The sequence below is a fragment of the Spirochaetota bacterium genome (assembly GCA_026414805.1).
Lineage (GTDB): Bacteria > Spirochaetota > UBA4802 > UBA4802 > UB4802 > UBA4802.
In genome coordinates this window covers 1-23,861 of the sequence record JAOAIH010000002.1, presented here as the reverse complement: position 1 = coordinate 23,861, position 23,861 = coordinate 1, and the positions used below count along the sequence as shown (strand labels likewise).

Below are 23,861 nucleotides of genomic sequence, written 5' to 3'. Positions count from 1 at the left end.
TAAGACTTTTGGTAAATATTTATTTAAATTATAGTAACATATTATTGCTGTATTTTTTTTACATGCACTACCATTCCTTCCATTTTTACCACTTCAACAGTATCTCCCTTTTGCAAAGGCTCATCCGTAATAGCAGTCCACAGTTCACCATGTACTTCAACAGTTCCTCGGCTAGTAAAATCAGCTGTTGCAATACCCTTTTCTCCAATCATTCCCTCAATTCCGGTAACAGCTTTTTGAGTGTGTACCTTAATCACTGCACGAACTACTACAAAGATAAAAAGCAAAAGTACTGCCAGCACGGTAATAATTGAAGTAAGTGGTATTTGGCCGCCCGGCAATGGCGAATCAAACAGTATCATGGATCCAATAACAAACGATACAATTCCTGCCAATGTCAATAACCCGTAACTTGTAAATTTCAACTCCAGTATAAACAGGATTATAGCAAGAATAATAAAAGTAAGTCCAGCAAAATTTATTGGAAGTACTTTGATAGCCAGCAAAAATAGAAACAATGCAATAGCCCCAATTACACCGGGAACTATCATGCCTGGATTTTTTAGCTCAAAACCAATGCCTACAACAGCAATAATAAATAAAAAGAATACCATCTGCGGGTCAGCAAAATAGTTTAAAATCTTTTCTTTCCAGTCCATTGCATAGAGTTGCTGCTGGATGTTTTTTGTTTTCAACACAACAGTACTGTCTTTGGTTTTAATTTTTTTTCCATCAATTTGTGCCAGAAGGTCGTTTATGTCATTTGCAACTATATCAATAACACCTAATCGCAATGCTTCATTATTGGTGCTTGATATGGCTTCCCTTACTGCCTTTTCTACCCAGTTAATATTACGTTTACGCATTTCTGCTAAACTTTTAGCATAGGCTACAGTATCATTCAGCACTTTTTTTTCCATCACTCCCGACTGCTTCTCATCCGGACTGAAATTTAAAAAAGGGCTTACAGGATGCATTGCACCTATTTCAGTACCCGGTGACATTGCTGCAATATGTGCAGCAATCATTATAAAACCACCAGCTGATGCTGCCTGTGCTCCTTTAGGATAGGTGTATACTATGACCGGAATTTCCGAATCAAGTATTGCCTTAATAATATCACGCATTGAATTGAGTAAACCACCAGGCGTGTCCATCACCATGAGTACAAATTGCATATTATCCTGATTGGCTTTCTTTATTGCATTTACAATATACTCTGCAATCACAGGGTTGACCGAACCATTTAATTCAATCAATGCATATTTATCCGCTGCAAATACCGTTTTATCAGAAAGTAAAATTGTTATTACAATATATAGTATGGTGAGTAATCGTAATTTCATAGCATATTTCCCTTTTTCTGAATTAATTATATACAATATATGTAATAGTATATGATAGTCAAGATAATAAATAAGGAAAATTTTACATCTTTATGTTACAATCTTGATTTTATTATAAATTATTTAATTTTACTGCAAAGAACATAAAATGACTTGAAGTATTAGGCCGATAGTTACTATATAATGATATCTTTTTCATTGAGAGAAGGTGATGAGGAAAATACTTCTATATATTATTATTTTACTTTTTATGAATGCAATAATATATGCCCAGTCTGATCAAAAGAAGAATATAGATATAACTGGTGACAGCTCACAGAAAAAATCTGCAGAAAGTACCATATCATCTACAGAAACAAAATCTTCACAAGAAAAAGATGATAAAGTTAAAACAAATGTGAAGCAGCCTGAACTTAAAAAAACAACAGATGATCAGAAGAAGGATAGTTCCCAGGATAAAAAAGCCGAAGCAGAAAAGAAAAAGACCGAATGGATTAAAAAAACAATTCAATATGGCATTCATGATGACAGGATAGAAGCCATAAAATCAACGTTAACTCTAAAAGATGATACCAATAAAAACGAAGTCATCCTACTTTTGAATGAATTGATGCCACAAGAATCAAACCCAGAAGTTAAACGTACAGCAATTACTGTTGTAAGTGAACTCAAAAGCAGTTCATCAACTACATGGATAGTTGCCTCCTTAAACGATCCCTCAGAAGAAGTTAAAATTGCAGCAGTATATGCCATAGATACCTTGAAAGCAACAGAGGCAATACCACAGTTAATAAAGATTCTGAAAGAACAAAAATTTACTGAAAATTCCAATTTTACCGAAGCACTTATACGCACATTGGGCAAGTTAAAAGCAACTGAATTAAAAGATTTTGCTGTTGAACATATAAAAGATACAAAAACAACAGATAATCTTAGGCAACTGTTTATTTTATTCCTTGGTGATTTAGAAGATATTACTTCCAAAGATTTTCTTCTTGGAATTGTGAAAGATAAAGAGGAAGATATAACCCTGCGTTCCTATGCAGCTGTTGCACTTGCAAAAATAGGTGCAAAGGATACTGCTATGGATTTACTTGAAATAATAAAAGAAATTGACAGTTACCCGGTAAATAAAAGAAAAGATTATTATTCTTTTTCAATGTATTGCACTGCGGCACTGGTTAAAATGGGTGACAGCAACGCAATACCCCGTTTAATGGAATCATTGCGCAGTAACAATCCAGTGGTACGTCTGCGTGCTGTTGAGCTTATGAAAGAATTAAAAGACAAAAGAACTATTGACATTTTAAAATATAAAATGCAATATGATCCAAGTCCCAAAGTACAGAAAGCAGCTAAAGAAGCATTAAAAGAGATGGGTGAACAAATAGATGAGTCAAAATAATGCTCCACTTAAAATAATTGTTTGGCATTCTATAACACTTTGTATTGCTATACTTGCCAGTTTATTAGTAATTATATTAATTTCAAATATTCTTATTTTCCCTATTGTCCTTTTTTCAGAAATAAACCCCAGTATCTTCACCAAAATTGTTGAAATGTGCATGTATACAGGATTGATTGCATTCTTTATCTATTTTATTATTTATAGAATAATATCTTTTAACAAAGTGGGGATTCCAATTAAAATAAGTATCAAAAATACTATTGTAACGCCATTACGATATTTATTGTCTATTTTAATAATAGTCGCAATTATAATAGTTTTAACAATGCTTATATATATTATACTTAAAACAAACTATATTTTTCTGTATAAATTAATACACCAGTGATAAAGTTCAATGGCATTAGTAAGTGATTTTGACAGATATTTTTTACACCTTCCCAGAATATCCCATCCGGAAAATTTTGATACATTCTGGCAAAATGCAATAAATGAATTAAAGAAAATACCCATTGATGTGCAGTATGTACATAACAAACGAAAATCAACAGGTAAATTTTCAGCGTATGATATGACGTATGTTGGATATAATAAAATGCAACTTTTTGCAACACTCTACATTCCAGATAAAATTACAAAACCACGGGTTGTAATATTATTTCATGATTATGATGACATGGAAAGTTACTCTCAGTTTCCAATTGATTTGCCATTTGCTTATTGTTTTGTGGAATTACGTGGGCATCGCAACATTATGCATTTTGATCAAGAAGAAAATAAATATCCTGGATTTATGGCCGAAGGTTTGCTTGATAAAGATGAATATTATGTTAAAGGACTGTACTTAGATGGACTAAGAACAATTGATGCGCTACGATTGCACAATGAACTTGATTGCAGCAAAATAGCAATTATTGGCAAGGGATTGGGCTCAGCAGTGGCGGTCTTCACCGCAGCTAATTCCAACAGAGTTGTAGCGCTTGTTCTGGATACACCCTCATTTTGCTATCTTGAAATGGCTCAGAATATTGCAAAAAGCACTATTGCAAATGAGATAAACTCTTTTATTGAACAACATCGAAGTAAAAAATCTCTTATAAAGAAAAATCTTAGTTATTTTGATACATTGCAATTTGTTAATCAAGTTACCTGCCCTGTTTTGACAATTGTTGGATTTAAGGATATATTATCACCAGCAGAATGTGTGTTTGCATTATTTAATCATTTAAGGTGTGACAAAACAATTGAAGTATATCCTGAAGAAGGGCATAGCGCTGGTGGCATCGAACAACAAAAAAGAATGGTTGAATGGATTAAAGGCATAGTATTATAATAAATAAGAGTTAGCTGGTTTTATACTTTCTCTTTTTAAATTTTTTACTTTTTTAAGCGCATCATTTTCAATATATTATTCATTTCTTCAATCTTTAAAATATACGCACAAATAAAATAAAAAAAACCATACATGGGCAACAATATCATTGCTAGAATTATTGGATGATAATGAACATACAATTTAATTATCAAAACTATTGATACTGCAATGAGCGCACTTGCCCATAGATAAAATAGATAGCGTTTATGTAATCCAACTTTCCCTATTTTTTTAGAAATAGCTGTTTGCAATAATTTATATTCAATCCATCCTGAAAAACCTGAAGCAGCGGTTATCCCCACTGTCCCATATAGTTTGTTTATCCCCAAAAGTGTTGGGCCATACTGTGAAGCAAAAAAACCTAGTAAACTTGCCAGGGCAACACGTATTATAGCAAATTTTAATGGAGTCTTTGTATCGTTCATTGCATAAAATGCAGATGAATATAACCTACTTTGCGTTATTGCTAGCAACCCAACAGTTGACCCTGCAAGTACTAACCATACATATGTAGTATCCTTATTAGTAAATTCACCTGTTTGATAAATTGCCCCTACAATCACATCACCCAGGATAAAAAATGCAACTGTAGATGGAACCACATAAAATGCTATTCTCTTAATTGAGTTGTTTATTCTTTCACGCAGTTTTTTAAATATTTCTTCTTTTTCACCAGTTACTTTTGACATTGCAGGCAATTCAGCTGCTGATACTGACATTCCAAACAAACTAATTGGTAGCATATACAGTGTTTGCGCATAGGACAATGCGGCGACAGCTCCAGTTGGGAGCAAACTGGCAAGCAATGAATCAACGTATGCACTGACCTGCACTACTCCGCGCCCAATAAACACAGGAATAAAATTATTAATGACAGTTTTTACTTCCGTGCTTCTAAATGAGAATTGTAATCGAAGATTTTGTATTATTTTTATTACAAATGGTAATTGTATTATTAACTGCATTAAACTACCTGCAACTGATCCTAATGCAGTGTACATAGCCAAGTTATTTTGTGAGGAGCTATCGCCAAAAAAAACAAGAGTAATAATGATTATGACATTCCATAACACAGGAGCGCTGTAGGATAAAAAAAACTTACCATGGCTATTTAAAATTCCAAGGCACAGAGCTGAAAATACAAGAATGCCTGCACCAGGGAAAAATATGCGAACAAGCAAGATTGTTAACTCCCGCTTGTGACCTTGAAATCCTGGAGCAATGATATCAATGAGAAACGGGGTGACAAGCATGCCAACAAGCACTAAGGATGAAACAAGTATTGAAAGTATTCCCGCAATTGTATGTGCTAGCTTGGTTGCTTCCTTTTGTTTATTTTCTGCTATTAGTTTTGCATAAACCGGAATAAATGAAGCCGATAGCACACCTTCACCAAATAGGTTTTGCAAAAAATTTGGTATGCGAAAGGCAGCTCTAAAGGCATCAGCAGCATCTGAATTTCCAAAATAATGTGCAAACACTCTATCGCGAATAAGACCAGCAATTCTGCTTAAGAAAATACCAGTGGCAACCATTGCTGTATTCAAAAAGCTTTTATCTTTCAATTGGCTTTTCATAATAAGGATTGTTTATTATTCATTTCTGATCAAATTTTTGTATAACCAAAATCAAGTTATAAAATTTGTCAATTTGTAAAATTTTAATTAATTATTTCTTGCAGTAATTTATGCAATAAGGTACATAATCAGTAAATACCAAAATTGATAGATGATAATGACATTTCTCTAACTTTATTCTTTAAAAACAATTTACAATATGTTGCAATAGAGATCTTTTCAACAAATTCTTTATTTTTTAGAAGTTGTATACTCAAGCGGTAAACCGTATACAAAATGTAAAATTAAAAACAAAAATGCTTAAATCCAATTATTGTAAGGAGGAGGGCCATGCATAGAATTATACTATTTACATTTATTTTACTTGCAATTGCTTCAAAAATATTAGCTGGTGATTGGCCAATTTATAAAGGCAATCTTTTTTTTACTGGCAACAACGATGAGATTATCGTTTCAAACAATCAGTTAAAATGGCTCTTTTTAGCAAAGGACAGGGTTTTTAATCCAGTTGTAAGCGATGGCAGGATATACTTTGTAGATAAAAATGCGTTCTTATACTGCATTGATGAAGATTCGGGCAATATTTTATGGCTCAACGATATACGTTCCATTTCTTCTCAATTTAAAGCATATTCAAAATCAGCTGGCAAAATCAAATATCCACTGGTGTATGGCAATACAGTTGTAGTGAGTGACCCAATAGCCATTTACGCGTTTGATAAGAAAACAGGTAAAGTTATCTGGGCAAGAACAGGACTACGTGTTGATGAAACCAAGCCACAAGGGTTAACAGGGATCACATCACAGATTTCGGTGGATGGAATTTATGCAGATCCTATTATTGACCAAGATTTAATTTACTATGGTACACGCAAAATATTTGCATCACGCGATATTAGAAATGGTCATATTGTATGGGAAAATAAAGATATAGCAACCTATAGCGGTTTTCCGGTCTACTATGACCAATATATTATAACACAATCAATGAATTACGAAACAAAAACTTTTACCGTATTTTGTCTGGAACAAAGAACAGGGAAAGTTGTTTGGCAAAGAAACTTTAATCAACCAGTTGCGATACTACCCCCTGTCGTGAATAAAAATGTATATGTACCTTTAAACAATGCAATATATTGCTTGAATATTGCCAATGGCCAAACACTATGGCAAAAGACATATAATGGTACAATTACCTCACCATTAAGTTTCACAGATAGATCAATACTATTTTCACTGGATAATGCTTCAATAGTTGGTATAAATCCCGAAAACGGAAATACAATTACCAGCATATTTGTTGGACAGCAATCATCACCGTATTTTGTAACTATCCGTGATGTCATATATATTGCTTATAATCAACAGAATGATAAAAATCAACCTGTTGCAAAAGTCAAAGCTATCTACATTAGTGGGGGCAATATATGGTGGGAATTTACTGCACCTTTCCCCGGAGGTGTTTCGCAACCAGTTGCATCAGATGGCATCCTGTTTTTACCTGCAGGTAATTATTTATACGCAATTGGTGCAGGATATATTGGCAACAAGGGATTAGCATCGGATTCAACATCTGATAAATCAAATTTGAATGAAACAAAAGAACAATTGAAATTACCCCAGCAGCAATTATCTGAAAAGGAATTAGCTCAAAAAACCAAAACTCCCGAATCACAACCACAGAAAGAAATAGAAGCAGAACAAAAACCAATCCCAACACGAAAATTGCCGGTTGAAATTACAAACGATCAAAATGTGCCTCTAAAATCAAAAATAACTATTCACTACAAAGGTGAAGATGGCAACTATAACCAAAATGAAACTGTAAATGGCAAAGGGGACATTTCTATTCCTGATAAAGATAATGTTGAGCTGATTGTTGAATCGGATGGCCATGTACCAAAAAAGGTAATTATAAATAAAACAGACAAATATTTAAGTGTAAAGCTGGATCAGATACAACCAGGAAAAGCGGTAGTTGTGGACAACATACACTTTGATTTTGACAAATGGTATATCAGGAAAGATTCAATTAATATATTAGATAAACTTGTTGAAATGATGAAAGTAAATCCTCATTTGAAGGTTGAAGTCTGGGGTCATACAGATTCAATTGGCGATGATTTGTATAATCAAAAGCTATCAGAAAAACGTGCAGATGCTGTATGTGAGTACATTATTAAGCATGGAATAAGCCCTGAAAGGATAAGCGCCAAAGGGTTTGGCGAAACAAAACCAATTGCATCAAATGATACTAAAGAAGGCAGGCAGAAGAATAGAAGAACTGAGTTTTACTTTAAAAGCTGAGATCGTGTAATATTTTCTATAATTAGTAATGGCGACATCAACCCATTATATTCATTCAATTTTATAGTGTAAACTATATCCACAGGTATATATTGGCTTAAAATCCGTTTATATTTATCAGCAGCATTCCATGCCATGGCCTCTAATGGGATGCTACCATTAATGATTAGCTTGCAATGTTTTCCATTTATAATGAAAAATTGACTTACTGTACAATTCTTTGATATAAATATAAAAGATTTTTGCCCAATGCCATGAGGTTCAAAGAGCCTTAATTCATCTAACAGTTCAAATGTTATTTGTTCTATAGGCAACTCGTAATCATAGTCCGAAATGCTACTCTCTTCAATTTGGAGCATTATGGTTTTATCTAATTCATTTATAAGTATGGGGATATTATCCTTTTTAATTGAAAATCCAAATGCATGATTGTGCCCACCTAATTTTTCAAAAAGATGTTCAAATTGTGAAACACAAGAAAAAAAGTCAAAGTTGTTCCGTGATCTTCCTGAACCTTTGATAATTTGCGAATCTGATTTGTCTGAAATGACCAGTACTGGTTGTAACAGTTGATCAGCTAGCCTATTTGCAATAATACCTGTTAATCCATCAGGAATTTCCTCGGAACATATAACCCGTAGAGAATTTGTTTCAGTGGCTTCATTTTTTGAAAATTTTGAAACTAAAGTATGGATTATATTTTTCCTTTCCTGATTGAGCTGTACAATTTCTTCTAAAAGCACCCTTGCCTTTGATGATTTCTTTTCCAGTAAAAAATCTGCCGCAAGCTTTGTTTTGCCAAACCTTCCCGGGGTATTGAGTAGAGGTGATATATCCCATCCAATTGTGTCAGTATTCATTGTTTTTGAAAGATATTCTCTGATTACTTTAAGTCCGCAATGGTTGGATTTTTCAAAAAATGATATTCCATTACTTACAAGAATTCTGTTCTCTCCTACCATTGGCATCATATCAGCAATGGTACCGATTGCTACTAGAGGGAGCATATCGTGAATAAATTTTAATATTTTTTTTGATTGCTGGTATTGTAGTTTAGACACAAGCATTGTTGCGTAATCCATCGAAGATGGGAATACATCCTTGACATGCCCTTTAACAATTTCACAATTTGGAGATAGCTCATCTAAAAAGTCATTGATAGTAAAAAAATTACTACGCTTCAAAAAGTTTAATTCTGGTACATCGTAATTGAAGATAATGGTATTGTTATAGTTTTTTTCTAACGTTAGCAGCTCTTCAGCACTGCTGACTGAATCATGAGCTATCGCCACCCCTCTATGAATAACACTGTAACCAATATTGTTATGTGATAATGCAGTAATTATAATATGTGAATCATAATATTTTGTGTAACTTAATAAAACTGCCAAACATAATTTATATGTCACACCAACACCAGCCAGTTCTTTAAATGGGTATCGCGATGACAACAATTTAGGATTAATTATAACAGCATCAGGCAGGTTTCCCGAAGGCTCATGATGGTCGCATACTACCACATCTATCCCTAAATTCCTTGCATAAGCAATTTCATCAATATCACGAGTACCGCTGTCTAAGGTAACAATACAATCAACAGTATTATTTTTAAATTCTTCAATGATGGGTACCGTCAAACCATATAATTCATCACCTACTGGATAGCGGTAAAAATATTGTGCACCAAGCAAATCCAGCAAATGCGTTAACAATGTTAATGATGTAAGTCCATCAATATCCGAATCGGCAAAAATGCCTATTTTTTTCTTATTAGTAATGGCACGTTTAATAATTTGTACCGCCTCATCCATCTCATCCATTAAAAAGGGGCTGTAACATAATGACAGATCGGGATTTAAAAATGCATACGCATTATAAATGGTATCTATACCCCTCAGCAATAATAAATCTGCAACTAATGGCGAAATATTAAAATGAGATAATAATAATTCCTTTAGATGTGAAGATGCACTGGTACACACAAATTCCACCTTTACCGTACTTTGTCTTTTTTATCAGCAGCTTTTTTAGCTAAAAAGTCAGCTTTCTCGTTAAAATTACGCATTACATGTTCTATTTTCACTACAGGTATTTGTTTTTTTAAATCTATTATTTTTTCGTACAATTTTTTTATATTGGTATTAGTAACCTGGTATTCACCAGAAAGCTGACGTACAACAAGTTCTGAATCGCTTCGTATCTTTAATGTTTTTGTTTTAAAGTACAGTGCTAATTCTATTGCTCGCAATAACGCAGTATATTCTGCCTGATTATTAGTTTTTTTCCCTATATATGCTGAAACTTTACCAACAAGCCTGTCATCACCATCATAAATAACGATGCCAATTCCTGCAGGGCCAGGATTTCCTTTTGATGCACCGTCAATATACATTGTCAGGACAGATTCTGTTGGTATGGTTGACAATACTTCAAGGCCATCAAAAATATTATCACCTGGTGGATTAATGTTATTCTTTTCTTGTGTTACGCTGCTCTTCTTTTTAACTATAATTTTACTTTTTGCACGTTGCTTGTCATATTCTAGAATAATTTTTCGTGCCTCTTCTATAATTGATTGTATTTCACTGACATCCATATTAGATAATTCAGCAATTTTTTCCAGGGTTTTACCTTCTGCAAGTAGCTGTAATACTCTATCTATACTCAATAACATTAGTAACTTTCTCCTGAAAATTAAAATTTATATTTATCACTCAACTCAAAAGCTTTTTGTCGGATAATGTTCACTACATATCACTTTATTTTTTGTATTAAATATTTTGAATGACTGTACTGTATTGTTTTTATTATTACTATTTTAATTTTTCAAATATAAAAATCTACCACAATTGGTACAGGTTACAGCTTTTGATTTAGCAACCTCATCCTTTACATATACAGGAACCTGATAATGGCACCCCATACATATACCATTTTCAAGAGGAACAATGCCATTGCCTTTAGTTTCTATAATCTTGATAAAACGAGCTCTTATTTCTGGTGGCAGTTGCACTACTTGTTTGTCAAATTGTGCTGCATTTTCTTCAGCCTGCGTTTGCAATGCTTCAAGTTTTTTCTGTAATTGTTCCACGTCTTTTTCTATCTGGTTTAATTTCTTTGGCATTTCAACCTGCAATGTATCGATTTGACCCTCAATTTCATCAGCATCTTCCATATATTGCAACATACTGCTTTCTATTTCATCTTTTCTTTTATTAAGAGTATCTAATTCCTGCAGCATTGAGTCAAATTCACGCTGTGATTTTAAACTGTGTTTCTTGCTGTCAAGAAATTGGATCCTAGACTCCACATCATGAAGTTCAAGTTCCTTTTGTTTTATATTGCTTTTCAATTGGTTTACCCTTGAACGGAGTTCCGACATTTGGGCTTCCATTGCTTTCATCTCATTACGCCAGAAATCAATTGCATGGCGGGATCTTGAAATTTCATGTTTTGCTGCAAGGACTTTATCCCATATCGATTGTAATTCCAGCATTGTATAAATCTCAGGGCCCATATTCCTTACCACATTGCATAGGATTATATTCTTTTTGGGAAATCATTAAAGGTATATCGTTACAGTTGACTTCATTTGTCAAGTAGTTGTGAAGTATTGAATATAAAAAATCTATCAATGGTTTTTCAGAGGCATAATGTCCCGTATCAATAATTGCTACACCATTATTATTTGCAAATACTGCATCATGATAGCCAACATCTCCCGTAATTATACAATCAACGGAAAAATTAGCTATGATGGTGTTAATCTTTCTTGAACCGGCTCCTTGCAATGCAGCAACTCTTTTTATTTTTTTTGTTGGATTACCATAATAAATTATTGGCTTTGTTCTCAAACATTGGGATGTGTGGTACACTACATCTGTCAACTGCATATAGTTGGAATATTCCCCTATTGCACCATATCCTATATTATTAAACCTCCTATCAGCAAACATCAATTCAATATTGTGAAGCTCTAATGATTTTGCAAGTAAATCCCAGCATACAGCATCTGCATTGGTATGTGCAGCATACACACTAATAGTATTTTTAATACATGAGATAATCATCTCACCAATACAATCATAATCACAAATGTGTTTTACAGGTTTAAATAACATTGGATGATGTGTAATAATGCAATTACAATTGTGTTCAATTGCTTCACTAATAATTGCCGGGGATACATCCATAGAGATGAGAATGCCATTTACAGTTTCGTTTTCAAATGAAATCTGTTTCCCTGAATTATCATAATCTTCCTGAAATTGAAGCGGAAATTGTTTTTCAAGATAATCAAACAGCTCTTTATGAGTAATTTTCATTGGTTTTTAAACCTGCTTTTATTTTCAATATGGTTTCAGCAATATCACAGGGACTGTTGCCAATAATATATAGCATATTTTCATCCTTATTTTCGATAAGCATTATACTATTATTTGTAGAAATATTAATCTTTTGTAAATCATTAGAGTTGTTAGCAGTATATACCGCAAAACCAATTGCCTGAGCAATCGCTTTATATTCTTTTTCATTTTTTATAGTTATAGCTGCGCGATAGCTCATCATAGCAATCGTTGCCATTGTTACTGCCAGTGAATGAGTCACACCAAATGAAGGATCCTTTATCCTGAAAATTGAATCATTATATGTTATGATGCCCCCGGGAAACATCGCAATGTCATTATTATCTATAACATAGGGTAATGTGAATGCAATATTCGAAGATCCACTGATAAACATATTGCCACATTTTGCGGTTTGAAGGATTGAAAAAGCTTTGTTTAGTTCCTCAATTACAATAAATTTTTCTTCATTATTTACTATCCTAACAAGATGATTGGTTGGGCCATGCCCTTTCCCAAGGGGCAGTGAAAAAGTAATTGCTCTGGTAATAAACTCCTTGGCTTTAGTAATTGCTTCTATCGTCTTATAACCTTTAGCTAGATATGTGGCAATTGCTGAAGAAAAAGTGCATCCTGTACCATGTGTATTTTTTGTCTGAATACGTTTATTTTTTAATATCGTGAAATCTTTTCCATCATATATTACATCACTGGGGTCGCTTTCTAAATGTCCACCTTTTACAACAACATATCGTGCACCGTATGAATGTATCTTTTTTGCAGCAATTTTCATATCTTCACAATTTTTTATAGTGATACCGGTTAGCACTTCGGCTTCATATATATTTGGTGTTACAACATACGCAACCGGTATAAGATATTGCATCACTGATTGTACAGCATCATCGGATAATAATTTTGATCCGCCTTTTGCAACCATTACTGGATCAACAACACAGTAATCAATAGAATATTTTTTTATCTTTTCGGCAACTAACTTCACAATATCTGGATTTGCAAGCATACCCGTTTTAGCTGCATGAATAGGTATATCAGATGCCACTGCATCAAACTGCTTTTCAATCATATCAAGAGTTACCGGCATATAGTCAACAACACCTAATGTATTCTGCGCGGTAATTGCAGTAATTACCGTCATGCCAAAGCAGCCAAGCGCTGTTATTGTTTTTAAATCAGCCTGGATGCCTGCCCCACCACCGGAATCCGATCCAGCAATAGTCAATACATTACGGATAATAGAAGTTGTTTGCATTTGTTATCCAGCCCACGCGTACAATATTATTTTTTATGATAAATATTGTTCAAAGTTTCATAATATTAATATATTTTTCAAGGATATTTTGTAATAAGTATTGTTTTTGTATAAAATATCAAAAATTACTTGTTTTTACTATCATGGTGTACATACAGTTGACAATATAATATATTGAATAATGCTTTATTTCATATACGTAAATATTTTGATTTAACAAACAATCTGCGGTATGCATCACAATATTAAGCAAACAAGGTAGTATTTGTTTTAACAATTTCATTTGAATAAAAGCTATTAGCATGGATCACACTAACGCTATAAATGATAAACCTTTTTCTTTACAAACAACTAACCGCTGGACTATTATAGCACAGGATGATAAAAAATGGCGAGTTGGTATTTATCACCCTGAATTTTCCAATCCAGATGATATAGATGTGCTTGAAAAACATTCATGCCCAGAGCTTTTTATATGCTGCAACGCCCCATGCGGATTATTATTAATGGTTGAGGGGCAAGAAGAAATACATATCCTCAACCCCAATGAGGCAATATTTGTAACTCAATATCATAATGGATTTAAAGTTGACGTAAATGGCTACTTTATTGTAGTTGAACAAACAGATTTTACAACAGAATTTATAGAACGAAAATCACGATGATGATAAATGCACATACAAGTGTATACTGTATTATAGGCAACCCTGTGCAACATTCGCTTTCACCTGTTATGCATAATGCTGCCTTTAACTATACGCAAACCAATGCAGTGTATGTAGCCTTTGAACCAGTCAAAGCTCATAATGCTATTGATGCCATAAAAGCATTAGGGATCAAAGGCGCAAGTGTGACGATCCCTTTTAAAGTTGATATAGTGCCACTTTGTGATCAAGTAGATCCATTGGCAATGAAGATTGGTTCAGTCAACACACTTGTAAATGATAATGGAATAATAAAAGGATACAATACCGATGGCTATGGATTAATTCGCGCTCTTGAAACTAATGGAGTGGAATATCATAACAAATATGTTTTAATTATTGGTAATGGTGGATCTGCAAGAGCTATCGCCTATACTTTAGCTGAAAAAAATGCACAGATAACTATTTGTGGACGCAATAAAAATAATGTAAAAATGTTAGCAGATGATTTACGAAAATATTTTAACACAATACATGATATTTTAATTAATGAACTGAATCCTGATATTACATCAAAATATGATATTGTAATAAATACAACACCTGTTGGCATGAAGCCTGATGTCAACAATACTCCAATCGATATACAATTAATCCATCAGCATCATGTTATTGTAGACATTATCTATGCGCCATTACATACATTATTTATAACAAAAGCAAAAGAAAAAGGATGTACCACCATTACCGGTGATTATATGCTTTTACATCAAGCATGCAAACAATTTGAAATCTGGACTGGCAAAACCGCACCTGTTGAGGTTATGCATAAAGCATTAATTAATGCGTTGCAATAAATTATGCTTACTCAGTTTTTACAATCATTATCAAATAATGAATCCAGTACAACGCATTTCACCAATTACACTCCTGATACAATTACTGCCATATTAAAACATTTAGGCAACCCCCATAAAAAATTACAATGCATACATGTAGCAGGCACAAACGGCAAAGGTTCCACAACATACATGATAGCAAAAATTCTTCAAACGGCAGGATATACTGTTGGCCTGTATACATCACCACATCTTATAAGATATAATGAACGCATCACCATTAATGGCAGGGAAATTACTAATGAAGAAATTTCACATTACTCCGATATAGTGGAAACACTTTGTAAAAATCACAAGTACAATCCAACATTCTTTGATGCTTTTACTATTATTGCTTTACTCTACTTCAATAATTCAGTTGATATAGCGGTGATTGAAACCGGGTTGGGTGGCAGACTTGATTCAACAAACGTTATTATGCCACTGGCAAGTGTCATTACTCCAATATCCTATGACCACATGGCAATATTAGGTACAACGCTTGAACAGATTGCGTATCAAAAAGCTGGTATTATAAAAAATGGTATACCAGCAATTAGTGCACCACAAAAACAAGAAGCCATGAATGTCTTAAACAAAGAAGCATCACGTAAGCAGACCAAAATATATTTTGTTGGCAATGAAATATCGTATTCAATAAAATCTACCACTCCCCTTATTTTCGATGTTGCCTGTAATCATCCAATTTTTGGAGATAATCAAAAATTTAATGATATTCACTGTTCTTTAACTGGAGACTTTCAGGCACAAAATGCATCGGTTGCTATCGCCACAACTTTACTTTTAAAAAAATATGGGTGGGCGATAGCTCCTGAGAATATATATCACGCCATGTCATCACTGTACATTCCTGGTAGGTGTGAATTGCTGTGCGATAACCCTGTAGTATTATTTGACTGTGCACATAACCCCCAAGCGTTAGATACCACAATAAAAAATATACACCACAGGTACCCAAATCATAATATGACTTTTTGTGTTAGCTTTATGAAAGACAAGGACATTCACTCAATGCTGACTATATTGCGTCAATACACCTCACATCCAATTTTTTATTTTACGCTACCCGATAATCGCTGTTACATTCCCGATAATGAAACATCACAACAATTTTCACTGTACGTATACGATAGTCCATCATTACTTTACAATGGGATAAAGAAAATTATTGAAAGCAACAGCATCATAATATGTACTGGAACATTCAGATTATACAGCTTTGTCAAAGATATTTGCAAAATATTACAATAGCAACTCTTGTGTATAAATTTTTTTTGAATTTATATTCTTGATTTTGGTTTTAAAAATTATTTATGGTAAAATGTTACTATATCTTTCATTAGTGGATAAAATTAATCATACCAAAAATAAATTATAAACTATAAGGAGCATATAAAAAAATGGATCTATCAGAATTATTACCAAAGGAACATGTAATTACAGTTAAAAGCAATGAAAAACAATTAGTAATTAAAGAGTTGATTCAAAAACTTCAGGATTTAGGAAAGCTTGATAATGCTGATAGATATTACGCTCAGGTAATGCATAGGGAAACACTGGAAAATACCGGTGTTGGCAATGGATTTGCCATCCCTCACGTCAGAACAGATTCGGTTAAAAAGTTGCTTACTATCTTTGGAATATGCAGTGTACCAATTGAGTATGAATCTTTTGATAATAATCCTGTTAAATATGTAATGCTCAGTATTTTCCCCACTTCATTGAGCACAAAATACCTTTACCTTGTTGGAATGATGGCAAGGATTTTTTCTAATCCTGAGAAAAGGGAAAAAATAGACTCTGCTCGCACCCCATCTAAAATATATCCAATTCTAACAAAGGAAGCCAAGTTATATTTTGAATCTATTACCGAAGTCAATAAAGAAGATAACAATATTGAAAGTTTAGCAGGAGTGCCTTCTTCTGATCTTGACCTTTTGATACGCCTTGATCAATTATACCGTCTTTATGATAGTGGCGATACTTCTGAAGCACTTACAAAAAAAATCAATGAGTTACGTCGTTATATAGATAATCGATCATTGTCATACTACGAAAGAATGCGAAAAAAATGCCAGAATCCCTTTGCAATTCTTGAAAAAAATACCTGTGGCGGGTGTCACATGGTTATTCCTCCGGTTGAAATGGCAAAAATAAAAGGCAAAAAATCATTGGCTGTATGTACGTATTGCGGGAGATTTCTGATTGTTGTATAATAATATTTAATTTTTATGATTGATGTACCACTTCTGGTTGGTTAACCTTACCACTATTGCCGTTTTTTTCTGGTTTAAAATAGATAGTATCATATTTAATGCCAGCATACACTTTGTGGCAATCCTTAAATCTACCATTGAGTATTTCAACTGCTAACCTGTCTTCTATTTCATTTTGTACAGTTCTTCGCAAATATCGTGCACCATATTTTTCATTAAATCCACGTTTCACAAGGTATTGCTTTACTTTTGGTGTAACTATCAGTTCTATTCCCTGTTCAGCAAGATGTTCATTTACTTCATCTAACATCAAATCTAATATTTGTCTGATATGATTTTCATTCAATTTGTGGAAATGTACTACCGCATCAATACGATTTAAAAATTCAGGGCTAAATAGCCTTTTAACTTCTTCATCTACATTCTGGAATTGTGCAATGTGTGGATCTATTTCATTAAAACCCAGTTTACCAATCTTTTGAAATTCCCTATTACCAACATTTGATGTCATTATTATCACTGTATCTACAAAACTTGTAGTAGAGCCAAAATTGTCAGTAAGCTCCCCTTCTTCAAGAACCTGCAACAATATATTAAATACATCAGGATGAGCTTTTTCTATTTCATCAAAAAGTATCACTGAATATGGCCTTCTTTTTACTTTTTCTGTCAACTGCCCTCCTTCTTCATATCCCACATATCCCGGCGGTGCTCCTATCAATCGAGAGACAGCATGTTTTTCCATAAACTCAGACATATCAAAACGTATAAGCGCATCCTCATCATCAAATAGAAATTCAGCCAAAGCCTTTGCCAGTTCAGTTTTACCAACACCAGTTGGTCCTAAAAAGATGAATGACCCAATAGGCCTTTTGGCACTTCGTAACCCTGTTCTTGATCTGCGAATTGCTCTGCTAATTACACTAATAGCTTCATCCTGACCAATTATACGCTTATGCAATTCCTGTTCCATTCGTAAAAGTTTCTGCGATTCAGATTCTTCAAGTTTTTCAACAGGGATTTTGGTCCATTGTGCAACCACTGTAGCTATCTGCTTTTCATCAACAATAACTGCATAGTCATTGATACGTTGCTGCCAATCGCTTATCTTTTGCGACAGTAATGCCTTTTTTTCAATAATAGTATCACGTATTGATGCTGCCTGTTCATATTCCTGGGCTTTTACAAGCTCATTCTTTTTATTATTGAGTTCTTCTATTTCGCGCTCTAATAATTCTATATCAACTGGACGTTCACAATTTTCAAGCCTTGCCTTAGAACCTGCCTCATCAATTACATCAATAGCTTTATCCGGTAAAAATCTATCGTGTATATATCTGTCAGCATACAAAACCGCTTTTCTGATAGCTTCATCAGTGTACCGAACTTTGTGGTGTGTTTCATAGCGTTCGCGCAATCCAAAGAGAATTTCTATTGCCTCGTTTACTGATGGTTCATCAACCATAACGGTCTGGAAGCGGCGTTCTAACGCAGCATCTTTCTCAATATACATGCGATACTCATTGAGAGTGGTAGCACCTATACATTGCAATTCACCTCTGGCTAAAGCTGGTTTTAAAATATTAGCCGCATCAATTGCCCCCTCTGCAGCACCAGCACCGATGATTGTATGCAATTCATCAATAAATAAAATTACATTGTCCGAGCCTTTTATCTCTTTCATAATGCGTTTGAGACGCTCTTCAAATTCGCCTCTGTACTTGGTACCTGCTACCACAGAAGCTAAATCAAGCGCCAAAACCCTTTTATTAAAAAGTGGCTCAGGTACGTCATGGTTGACAATACGCTGTGCCAGGCCCTCAACTATTGCTGTTTTACCCACACCAGCTTCGCCAATCAATACAGGATTATTCTTAGTTTTGCGGGATAAGATTCTTATGACTCTTTCAATCTCAGCATTTCTTCCTATGACAGGATCCAATTTGCCCTCGGCTGCAAGGCGGGTAAGCTCTATCGCAAATTCATCTAATGTTGGAGTTTTGGTTTTATCATTAGTTTTTTGCTGAGCATTCCCTTCAGGTGTAACGCCTAATATTTTCTGGACTTCCCCTTTAATAACATTATAATCAATTCCTGCCCTGATAAGAGTATCTATCCCTGAACATGTTCCATCGCGGAATATTGATAAGAGTAAATGCTCGGTACCTACATAATTGTTTTTTAATTTACGAGCTTCATCCTTTGCAATTTCAATTATTCTTGTAAAACGTGCACTCAGTGGAAGATTGCCTAATATTATAGTAGAACCCGACCTTCGGATTGCCTGTTCTATATTTCTTCTGAGTATTTCAAAGTTTACACCCATATTTTTCAAAATACGGGCAGCTACTGAATCATCATCTTTTAAGAGGGCAAGCATTATATGCTCTGGGCCTAATGCATCTGAATTTAAACGCCTCCCCTCAGCCTGTGCTAATACTTCTAAAACTTTACGCGACCTCTTGGTATAATCAAACATATTTGTTACTCCTTATCTTCGAATTTTTTTCGAAGATATGCTGCTCTAAATGCATCCCCTTCTTCACTGCTAGCAAAAATCTTGCCAGCAATTTTTTGAAGATGGGATACCTGTATATGAATCATTAAATCATTAATTACAGAAAGTTCAATATTTTTTATTATCGACAAAACAATACCAAGCCGTATCAATGAAAGATGTTCAATAGCTTCAGCATAACTCATTGAACGAGAGTATGTCATAATACCATACGAACGCCACACCATATCCTCAAGAACATCCTTGTGATGTTGGTAATATTCATCACGAGCTTCGTTTTCAAGATCAATTATGAGGCTTATTACTTTATCAATTTCTTCTATTATATCTATCTCCGACTTTCCCAATGTTGCTTTATTGCTGATAATATACATGCTACCAACAGTTTTAGTTGCATCATGAACTATCCCTTTTAATTGTGCCTGATATTCCCTCACTAACTTTATTACTTCACCCATATTTTTTGCTGCAGTAAGCATTGGCAGATGTAACATAGCAGATACTCTTAACCCCGTACCCACATTTGAAGGACATGTAGTTAAATAACCAAAATCATCAGTAAATGCGTATGAGATATACTTATTTAATTCATCATCAATTTCATCTGCCAGCTTATATGCCTGTAACATCTGCAATCCCGGTTTTATAACCTGAATTCGTATATGATCCTCTTCATTGATCAAAATAGAATAACTTTGCTTTTGATCAAATACTACACTACAAGAATTATTTAATTCCATTTCATGAGTGATAATATCACGTTCTCGTAAAAAACGCCTATCATCCGAACTGCAATCCTTTAAACTTACAAATTGGGCATTCTCAAAATATTTGGAGGACACTATTGCCTGGTGAACAATTGACTCAAGGGTAGCAATATCGGCATCATCCATTTTATTTCCAAAAGGCAGTGAAGGCAAATTCCTTGCTAATCTGACACGGGTGGTCATGACAACGTCAGCTGAAGGTCCTATCTGTGACCAAAACGGTGATTGTGTAAGTAACTGTTCAAACATTACTCACTCTTTCATCCTTTAAGCTTTTTAATTTCATCTCTCAGTTTAGCTGCTTCTTCATAATTTTCGTTTTGTACTGCTATCTCCAGCATCTTTTCAAGATCATGTAACGAGAGTGTTGCAACATTCTTTGAACGCACCACATCTATCATCCCTTTTGATTTTTTGTGCTCAATATATTTAAGTGGCATTTTGCCAATATGATATGTTGCACCATGGTATCCTGCTAAAATAGGCGTTATGGATTCTTTGAAGAAGCTATAGCAATCAGCACATCCCACTTTGCCAGTTCGTTTATAATCAATCAATGTCCATCCACAGGTAGCACAGGTATTGCTATCTACCATATCGGTCATTTCTTTTGCATCCAGAAATGACATCATATCTGAAACGGTAAGTGAAAATCCGCCCCCATGTGAGCTTAATCCCATATCGCGAGCACAATTGTCACACAAATGTATTTCGGTCTTTTCATTCCTGATGATTTCGGTCAAATGAACTGTTGCTTCCCGTTGTTTACATCGTTCACACAACATAGGTCCTCTTAATGGTTACTATCTCATAATATTCCAGCTATCACTTTATATAATACTATAAATTATGTATATATGCAAACCATTTTTAAATCATTTTGCCAAATTTTTGAAATTTTATTGTATTAAGCCAAATATATTAATTTTTATTAAAAAAATCCAAAATGTATTGACATTATACAATTATGCTATAAGTAATGAGTAATCGGGGCAACCCGATTTATTTTTTTTATGGGATATCTTTATGAAGCAATCAAAAAAATTAAACACTTTAATGGAACTGGATAAACAATACCTCTATCAAAATTATGGCACACGGTTACCGGTTTGTTTCACTCACGGCAAAGGTTGCCAACTATACGACCAGGATGGAAAACGGTACATAGATTTTTTTGCAGGTATCGCAGTTAATTCATTGGGGTATGCTCATCCTACATTAAATAAAGCATTACATGCACAGGTCAATAAAATTTTGCATTCTTCCAATTGGTATTTTAATAAAGAACAAATTGAAGCAGCTATGCTAATATCAAAAACTGCATTTGCTGGCAAAACACTTTTTACAAACAGCGGTACTGAAGCTAGTGAAGCAGCAATAAAATTAGCACGCAAATATGGATTATCCCAGTCAAATAAAAAATATTATATTATATCGTTTACTAATTCTTTCCATGGCAGAACATTTGGTGCAATGTCAGCTACAGCACAGGAAAAAATTCATTCAGGTTTTGGACCGATAGTTCCTGGTTTTATCTATGTGCCATTTAATGATACAGCAGCATTTAAAAAAACAATCAAAAAATACAAAGGCAAAATCTGTGCGGTAATCACCGAATTAGTACAGGGCGAAGGTGGAATAAAAATTGCCGACAGCTCATTTGTAAAAGAGATAGATGCTATCACAAAAGAAAATAACATACTTTTTATTATTGATGAAGTCCAAACTGGCATTGCACGTACAGGCAAGATGTTTGCATTTCAACATTACGGTATCACTCCGGATGTCATTACACTTGCAAAAGGTCTTGGTGGAGGTGTGCCCATTGGTGCTATACACACTCGTGATTTTTTGGTAGATTATTTCCCCAAAGGAACACATGGTACTACATTTGGCGGAAATCATCTAGCTACAGCTGCTGCAAAAGTTGTGCTGGAAACATTGAGCAAAGAAACTATGCTCAATAATATCCAAAAAATGGGCGAAATAATTATTAAGGAACTAACGCTCATGAAATCTAAATATCCAAAGCTTATCGTTGATGTCAGAGGCATTGGTCTTCATATAGGAGTAGAATTAACAATTCCTGGGCAACCATTAGTGCTTGAAGCATTACAAAAAGGGCTTGTAATCAATTGTACAGCAGAAAGAGTAATCCGAATAATGCCACCACTCATAATACCTCAAAAGCTTGTAAAAGAAGGATTGAAAATTCTTGATAGCATCTTTGCTGGAGTATCTATATGATGAAAGTTCCCAGAGTCAACACAAAAGATTTGTTATCAGTTACTGATTTTTCAAAAGAAGAAATTATGGCAATATTTGAATTGTCTAAAAAACTGAAAGATGAATTAAAACAAGGGAAAATAAATCATTACCTTAAAGGCAAAACTCTGGGAATGATATTTGAAAAAACCTCAACACGAACACGCGTATCATTTGAAGTAGCAATGTTCCAGTTAGGAGGATATGCCTTATTTTTAAGCAGAGATGACATACAATTAGGAAGAGGTGAAACAGTTGCAGATACAGCAAAAGTTTTATCACGGTATTTAGATGGAATTATGATTAGATGCTATGCTCACTCCACGGCGTTTGAATTAGCCAATAATGCAACTATTCCCGTTATTAATGGGCTTACTGATATGTTCCATCCTTGCCAGGCTCTGTCTGATTTCTTTACCATTTATGAATCAAATAAAAACTTTAAAAATGTTAAATTAGCCTTTGTAGGTGATGGCAATAATGTAGCACAATCATTAATGCTTACCGCTGCCATGTTAGGCGTAGATTTTGCGTTAGCTTGCCCCAAAGGATATTATCCAAAAAAAGAAGTTGTGGAACAGGCATTTTCCATAGCTTCTAAATCAGGAAGTGTTATAACACTCACTAGTGATATTTCATTAGCAGTTGAAAATGCCACTCACCTTTATACCGATGTTTGGGTAAGCATGGGACAAGAAAAAGAAGCTTCACGAAGAAAAAAAGATTTTGCCAAATACAAAATTACACGAAAGATACTGGAAAAATGTGCTACTGATTGCAAAGTAATGCATTGTTTGCCCGCACATAGAGGTGAAGAAATAACCGATGATGTTATTGATTCCCCACAATCAATTGTTCTTGACCAAGCAGAAAACAGATTACATGTGCAAAAAGCTATTTTATGTACGTTAATGCGATAA

The 23,861-nt window shown here is 34.1% G+C and carries 19 protein-coding genes and 1 pseudogene; 9 read left to right on the top strand and 11 right to left on the bottom strand.

Annotated features, from left to right (window positions below):
- Positions 1-41 precede the first annotated feature (41 nt).
- Entirely contained in the window at positions 42-1,346 is a 1,305-nt protein-coding gene (locus tag N3F66_00735) for a nodulation protein NfeD (GenBank protein ID MCX8122672.1), read from the bottom strand.
- Positions 1,347-1,557: 211 nt separating this feature from the next.
- Here N3F66_00735 and N3F66_00730 point away from each other — a divergent pair, with 211 nt between their 5' ends.
- Positions 1,558-2,751: a HEAT repeat domain-containing protein gene (locus N3F66_00730; GenBank protein MCX8122671.1), complete on the top strand. Its 1,194-nt coding sequence runs from the start codon at positions 1,558-1,560 to the stop codon at positions 2,749-2,751.
- A gap of 400 nt (positions 2,752-3,151) precedes the next feature.
- On the top strand, positions 3,152-4,087 hold the full coding sequence (locus tag N3F66_00725) for an acetylxylan esterase (GenBank protein MCX8122670.1): 936 nt from the start codon (positions 3,152-3,154) through the stop codon (positions 4,085-4,087).
- A gap of 44 nt (positions 4,088-4,131) precedes the next feature.
- Here the strand turns inward: N3F66_00725 and murJ are convergent, their stop codons facing one another.
- Positions 4,132-5,706, bottom strand: coding sequence for a murein biosynthesis integral membrane protein MurJ (gene murJ, locus N3F66_00720; protein MCX8122669.1), 1,575 nt, complete (start codon positions 5,704-5,706; stop codon positions 4,132-4,134).
- 330 nt (positions 5,707-6,036) lie between these two features.
- Between murJ and N3F66_00715 the strand changes: the two genes are divergently transcribed.
- Positions 6,037-8,013 (top strand): PQQ-binding-like beta-propeller repeat protein, encoded by a 1,977-nt coding sequence (locus N3F66_00715; protein MCX8122668.1) that lies wholly within the window; start codon positions 6,037-6,039, stop codon positions 8,011-8,013.
- Here N3F66_00715 and recJ read toward each other — a convergent pair.
- From recJ to thiD, 6 genes and pseudogenes are all read right to left on the bottom strand, one after another.
- Positions 7,998-9,995 (bottom strand): single-stranded-DNA-specific exonuclease RecJ, encoded by a 1,998-nt coding sequence (gene recJ, locus N3F66_00710; GenBank protein ID MCX8122667.1) that lies wholly within the window; start codon positions 9,993-9,995, stop codon positions 7,998-8,000. The two genes, N3F66_00715 and recJ, sit on opposite strands and share 16 nt — an antisense overlap.
- Positions 9,996-10,006: 11 nt before the next feature.
- Complete coding sequence (locus N3F66_00705) at positions 10,007-10,687, bottom strand: ribonuclease HI family protein (protein ID MCX8122666.1); 681 nt, start codon at positions 10,685-10,687, stop codon at positions 10,007-10,009.
- A 144-nt stretch (positions 10,688-10,831) separates the two neighbouring features.
- Positions 10,832-11,530, bottom strand: coding sequence for a hypothetical protein (locus N3F66_00700; protein MCX8122665.1), 699 nt, complete (start codon positions 11,528-11,530; stop codon positions 10,832-10,834).
- Entirely contained in the window at positions 11,520-12,338 is an 819-nt protein-coding gene (locus tag N3F66_00695) for a Nif3-like dinuclear metal center hexameric protein (protein MCX8122664.1), read from the bottom strand. The genes N3F66_00700 and N3F66_00695 overlap by 11 nt, the downstream gene beginning before the upstream one ends.
- Positions 12,322-12,810 carry a hypothetical protein gene (locus N3F66_00690; protein MCX8122663.1) on the bottom strand — a complete coding sequence of 163 codons (489 nt, stop codon included), beginning with the start codon at positions 12,808-12,810 and terminating at the stop codon, positions 12,322-12,324. The genes N3F66_00695 and N3F66_00690 overlap by 17 nt, the downstream gene beginning before the upstream one ends.
- Before the next feature lie 39 nt (positions 12,811-12,849).
- A pseudogene (gene thiD / locus N3F66_00685) lies at positions 12,850-13,632 on the bottom strand (bifunctional hydroxymethylpyrimidine kinase/phosphomethylpyrimidine kinase).
- Between the two features lie 302 nt (positions 13,633-13,934).
- Here thiD and N3F66_00680 point away from each other — a divergent pair.
- From N3F66_00680 to N3F66_00665, 4 genes are all read left to right on the top strand, one after another.
- A complete protein-coding gene (locus N3F66_00680; GenBank protein ID MCX8122662.1) occupies positions 13,935-14,297 on the top strand; it encodes a hypothetical protein in 363 nt (120 codons plus the stop codon).
- Positions 14,294-15,133: a shikimate dehydrogenase gene (gene aroE / locus N3F66_00675; GenBank protein ID MCX8122661.1), complete on the top strand. Its 840-nt coding sequence runs from the start codon at positions 14,294-14,296 to the stop codon at positions 15,131-15,133. Before N3F66_00680 ends, aroE begins: the two co-directional genes overlap by 4 nt.
- Before the next feature lie 3 nt (positions 15,134-15,136).
- Positions 15,137-16,426: a bifunctional folylpolyglutamate synthase/dihydrofolate synthase gene (locus N3F66_00670; GenBank protein MCX8122660.1), complete on the top strand. Its 1,290-nt coding sequence runs from the start codon at positions 15,137-15,139 to the stop codon at positions 16,424-16,426.
- Between the two features lie 149 nt (positions 16,427-16,575).
- Positions 16,576-17,391 (top strand): PTS sugar transporter subunit IIA, encoded by an 816-nt coding sequence (locus N3F66_00665; GenBank protein MCX8122659.1) that lies wholly within the window; start codon positions 16,576-16,578, stop codon positions 17,389-17,391.
- Between the two features lie 13 nt (positions 17,392-17,404).
- On the opposite strand, the gene N3F66_00660 is transcribed toward N3F66_00665, so the two are convergent.
- Genes N3F66_00660 through N3F66_00650 form a run of 3 tightly spaced genes read right to left on the bottom strand, consistent with a single transcriptional unit; the run spans position 17,405 to position 21,461 of the window.
- The gene (locus N3F66_00660; GenBank protein MCX8122658.1) at positions 17,405-19,870 is read right to left on the bottom strand and encodes an ATP-dependent Clp protease ATP-binding subunit; all 2,466 of its coding nucleotides are present in this window, start codon (positions 19,868-19,870) and stop codon (positions 17,405-17,407) included.
- A gap of 5 nt (positions 19,871-19,875) precedes the next feature.
- Positions 19,876-20,925 carry an ATP--guanido phosphotransferase gene (locus N3F66_00655; protein ID MCX8122657.1) on the bottom strand — a complete coding sequence of 350 codons (1,050 nt, stop codon included), beginning with the start codon at positions 20,923-20,925 and terminating at the stop codon, positions 19,876-19,878.
- Between the two features lie 11 nt (positions 20,926-20,936).
- Positions 20,937-21,461: a UvrB/UvrC motif-containing protein gene (locus tag N3F66_00650; protein ID MCX8122656.1), complete on the bottom strand. Its 525-nt coding sequence runs from the start codon at positions 21,459-21,461 to the stop codon at positions 20,937-20,939.
- 241 nt (positions 21,462-21,702) lie between these two features.
- On the opposite strand from N3F66_00650, the gene N3F66_00645 reads away from it, so the two are divergent.
- Together N3F66_00645 and argF are read left to right on the top strand one after the other, a co-directional pair.
- Positions 21,703-22,923: an aspartate aminotransferase family protein gene (locus N3F66_00645; GenBank protein MCX8122655.1), complete on the top strand. Its 1,221-nt coding sequence runs from the start codon at positions 21,703-21,705 to the stop codon at positions 22,921-22,923.
- Positions 22,920-23,861, top strand: coding sequence for an ornithine carbamoyltransferase (gene argF, locus N3F66_00640; protein MCX8122654.1), 942 nt, complete (start codon positions 22,920-22,922; stop codon positions 23,859-23,861). The genes N3F66_00645 and argF overlap by 4 nt, the downstream gene beginning before the upstream one ends.

What these genes read in the sequence shown, in the direction of transcription:
- N3F66_00735 (MCX8122672.1), bottom strand. Translation starts at nt 1,346, where the DNA reads ATGAAATTACGATTACTCACCATACTATATATTGTAATAACAATTTTA.
- N3F66_00730 (MCX8122671.1), top strand. Translation starts at nt 1,558, where the DNA reads ATGAGGAAAATACTTCTATATATTATTATTTTACTTTTTATGAATGCA.
- N3F66_00725 (MCX8122670.1), top strand. Translation starts at nt 3,152, where the DNA reads ATGGCATTAGTAAGTGATTTTGACAGATATTTTTTACACCTTCCCAGA.
- murJ (MCX8122669.1), bottom strand. Translation starts at nt 5,706, where the DNA reads ATGAAAAGCCAATTGAAAGATAAAAGCTTTTTGAATACAGCAATGGTT.
- N3F66_00715 (MCX8122668.1), top strand. Translation starts at nt 6,037, where the DNA reads ATGCATAGAATTATACTATTTACATTTATTTTACTTGCAATTGCTTCA.
- N3F66_00705 (MCX8122666.1), bottom strand. Translation starts at nt 10,687, where the DNA reads ATGTTATTGAGTATAGATAGAGTATTACAGCTACTTGCAGAAGGTAAA.
- N3F66_00700 (MCX8122665.1), bottom strand. Translation starts at nt 11,530, where the DNA reads ATGGGCCCTGAGATTTATACAATGCTGGAATTACAATCGATATGGGAT.
- N3F66_00695 (MCX8122664.1), bottom strand. Translation starts at nt 12,338, where the DNA reads ATGAAAATTACTCATAAAGAGCTGTTTGATTATCTTGAAAAACAATTT.
- N3F66_00680 (MCX8122662.1), top strand. Translation starts at nt 13,935, where the DNA reads ATGGATCACACTAACGCTATAAATGATAAACCTTTTTCTTTACAAACA.
- aroE (MCX8122661.1), top strand. Translation starts at nt 14,294, where the DNA reads ATGATGATAAATGCACATACAAGTGTATACTGTATTATAGGCAACCCT.
- N3F66_00670 (MCX8122660.1), top strand. Translation starts at nt 15,137, where the DNA reads ATGCTTACTCAGTTTTTACAATCATTATCAAATAATGAATCCAGTACA.
- N3F66_00665 (MCX8122659.1), top strand. Translation starts at nt 16,576, where the DNA reads ATGGATCTATCAGAATTATTACCAAAGGAACATGTAATTACAGTTAAA.
- N3F66_00660 (MCX8122658.1), bottom strand. Translation starts at nt 19,870, where the DNA reads ATGTTTGATTATACCAAGAGGTCGCGTAAAGTTTTAGAAGTATTAGCA.
- N3F66_00655 (MCX8122657.1), bottom strand. Translation starts at nt 20,925, where the DNA reads ATGTTTGAACAGTTACTTACACAATCACCGTTTTGGTCACAGATAGGA.
- N3F66_00650 (MCX8122656.1), bottom strand. Translation starts at nt 21,461, where the DNA reads ATGTTGTGTGAACGATGTAAACAACGGGAAGCAACAGTTCATTTGACC.
- N3F66_00645 (MCX8122655.1), top strand. Translation starts at nt 21,703, where the DNA reads ATGAAGCAATCAAAAAAATTAAACACTTTAATGGAACTGGATAAACAA.
- argF (MCX8122654.1), top strand. Translation starts at nt 22,920, where the DNA reads ATGATGAAAGTTCCCAGAGTCAACACAAAAGATTTGTTATCAGTTACT.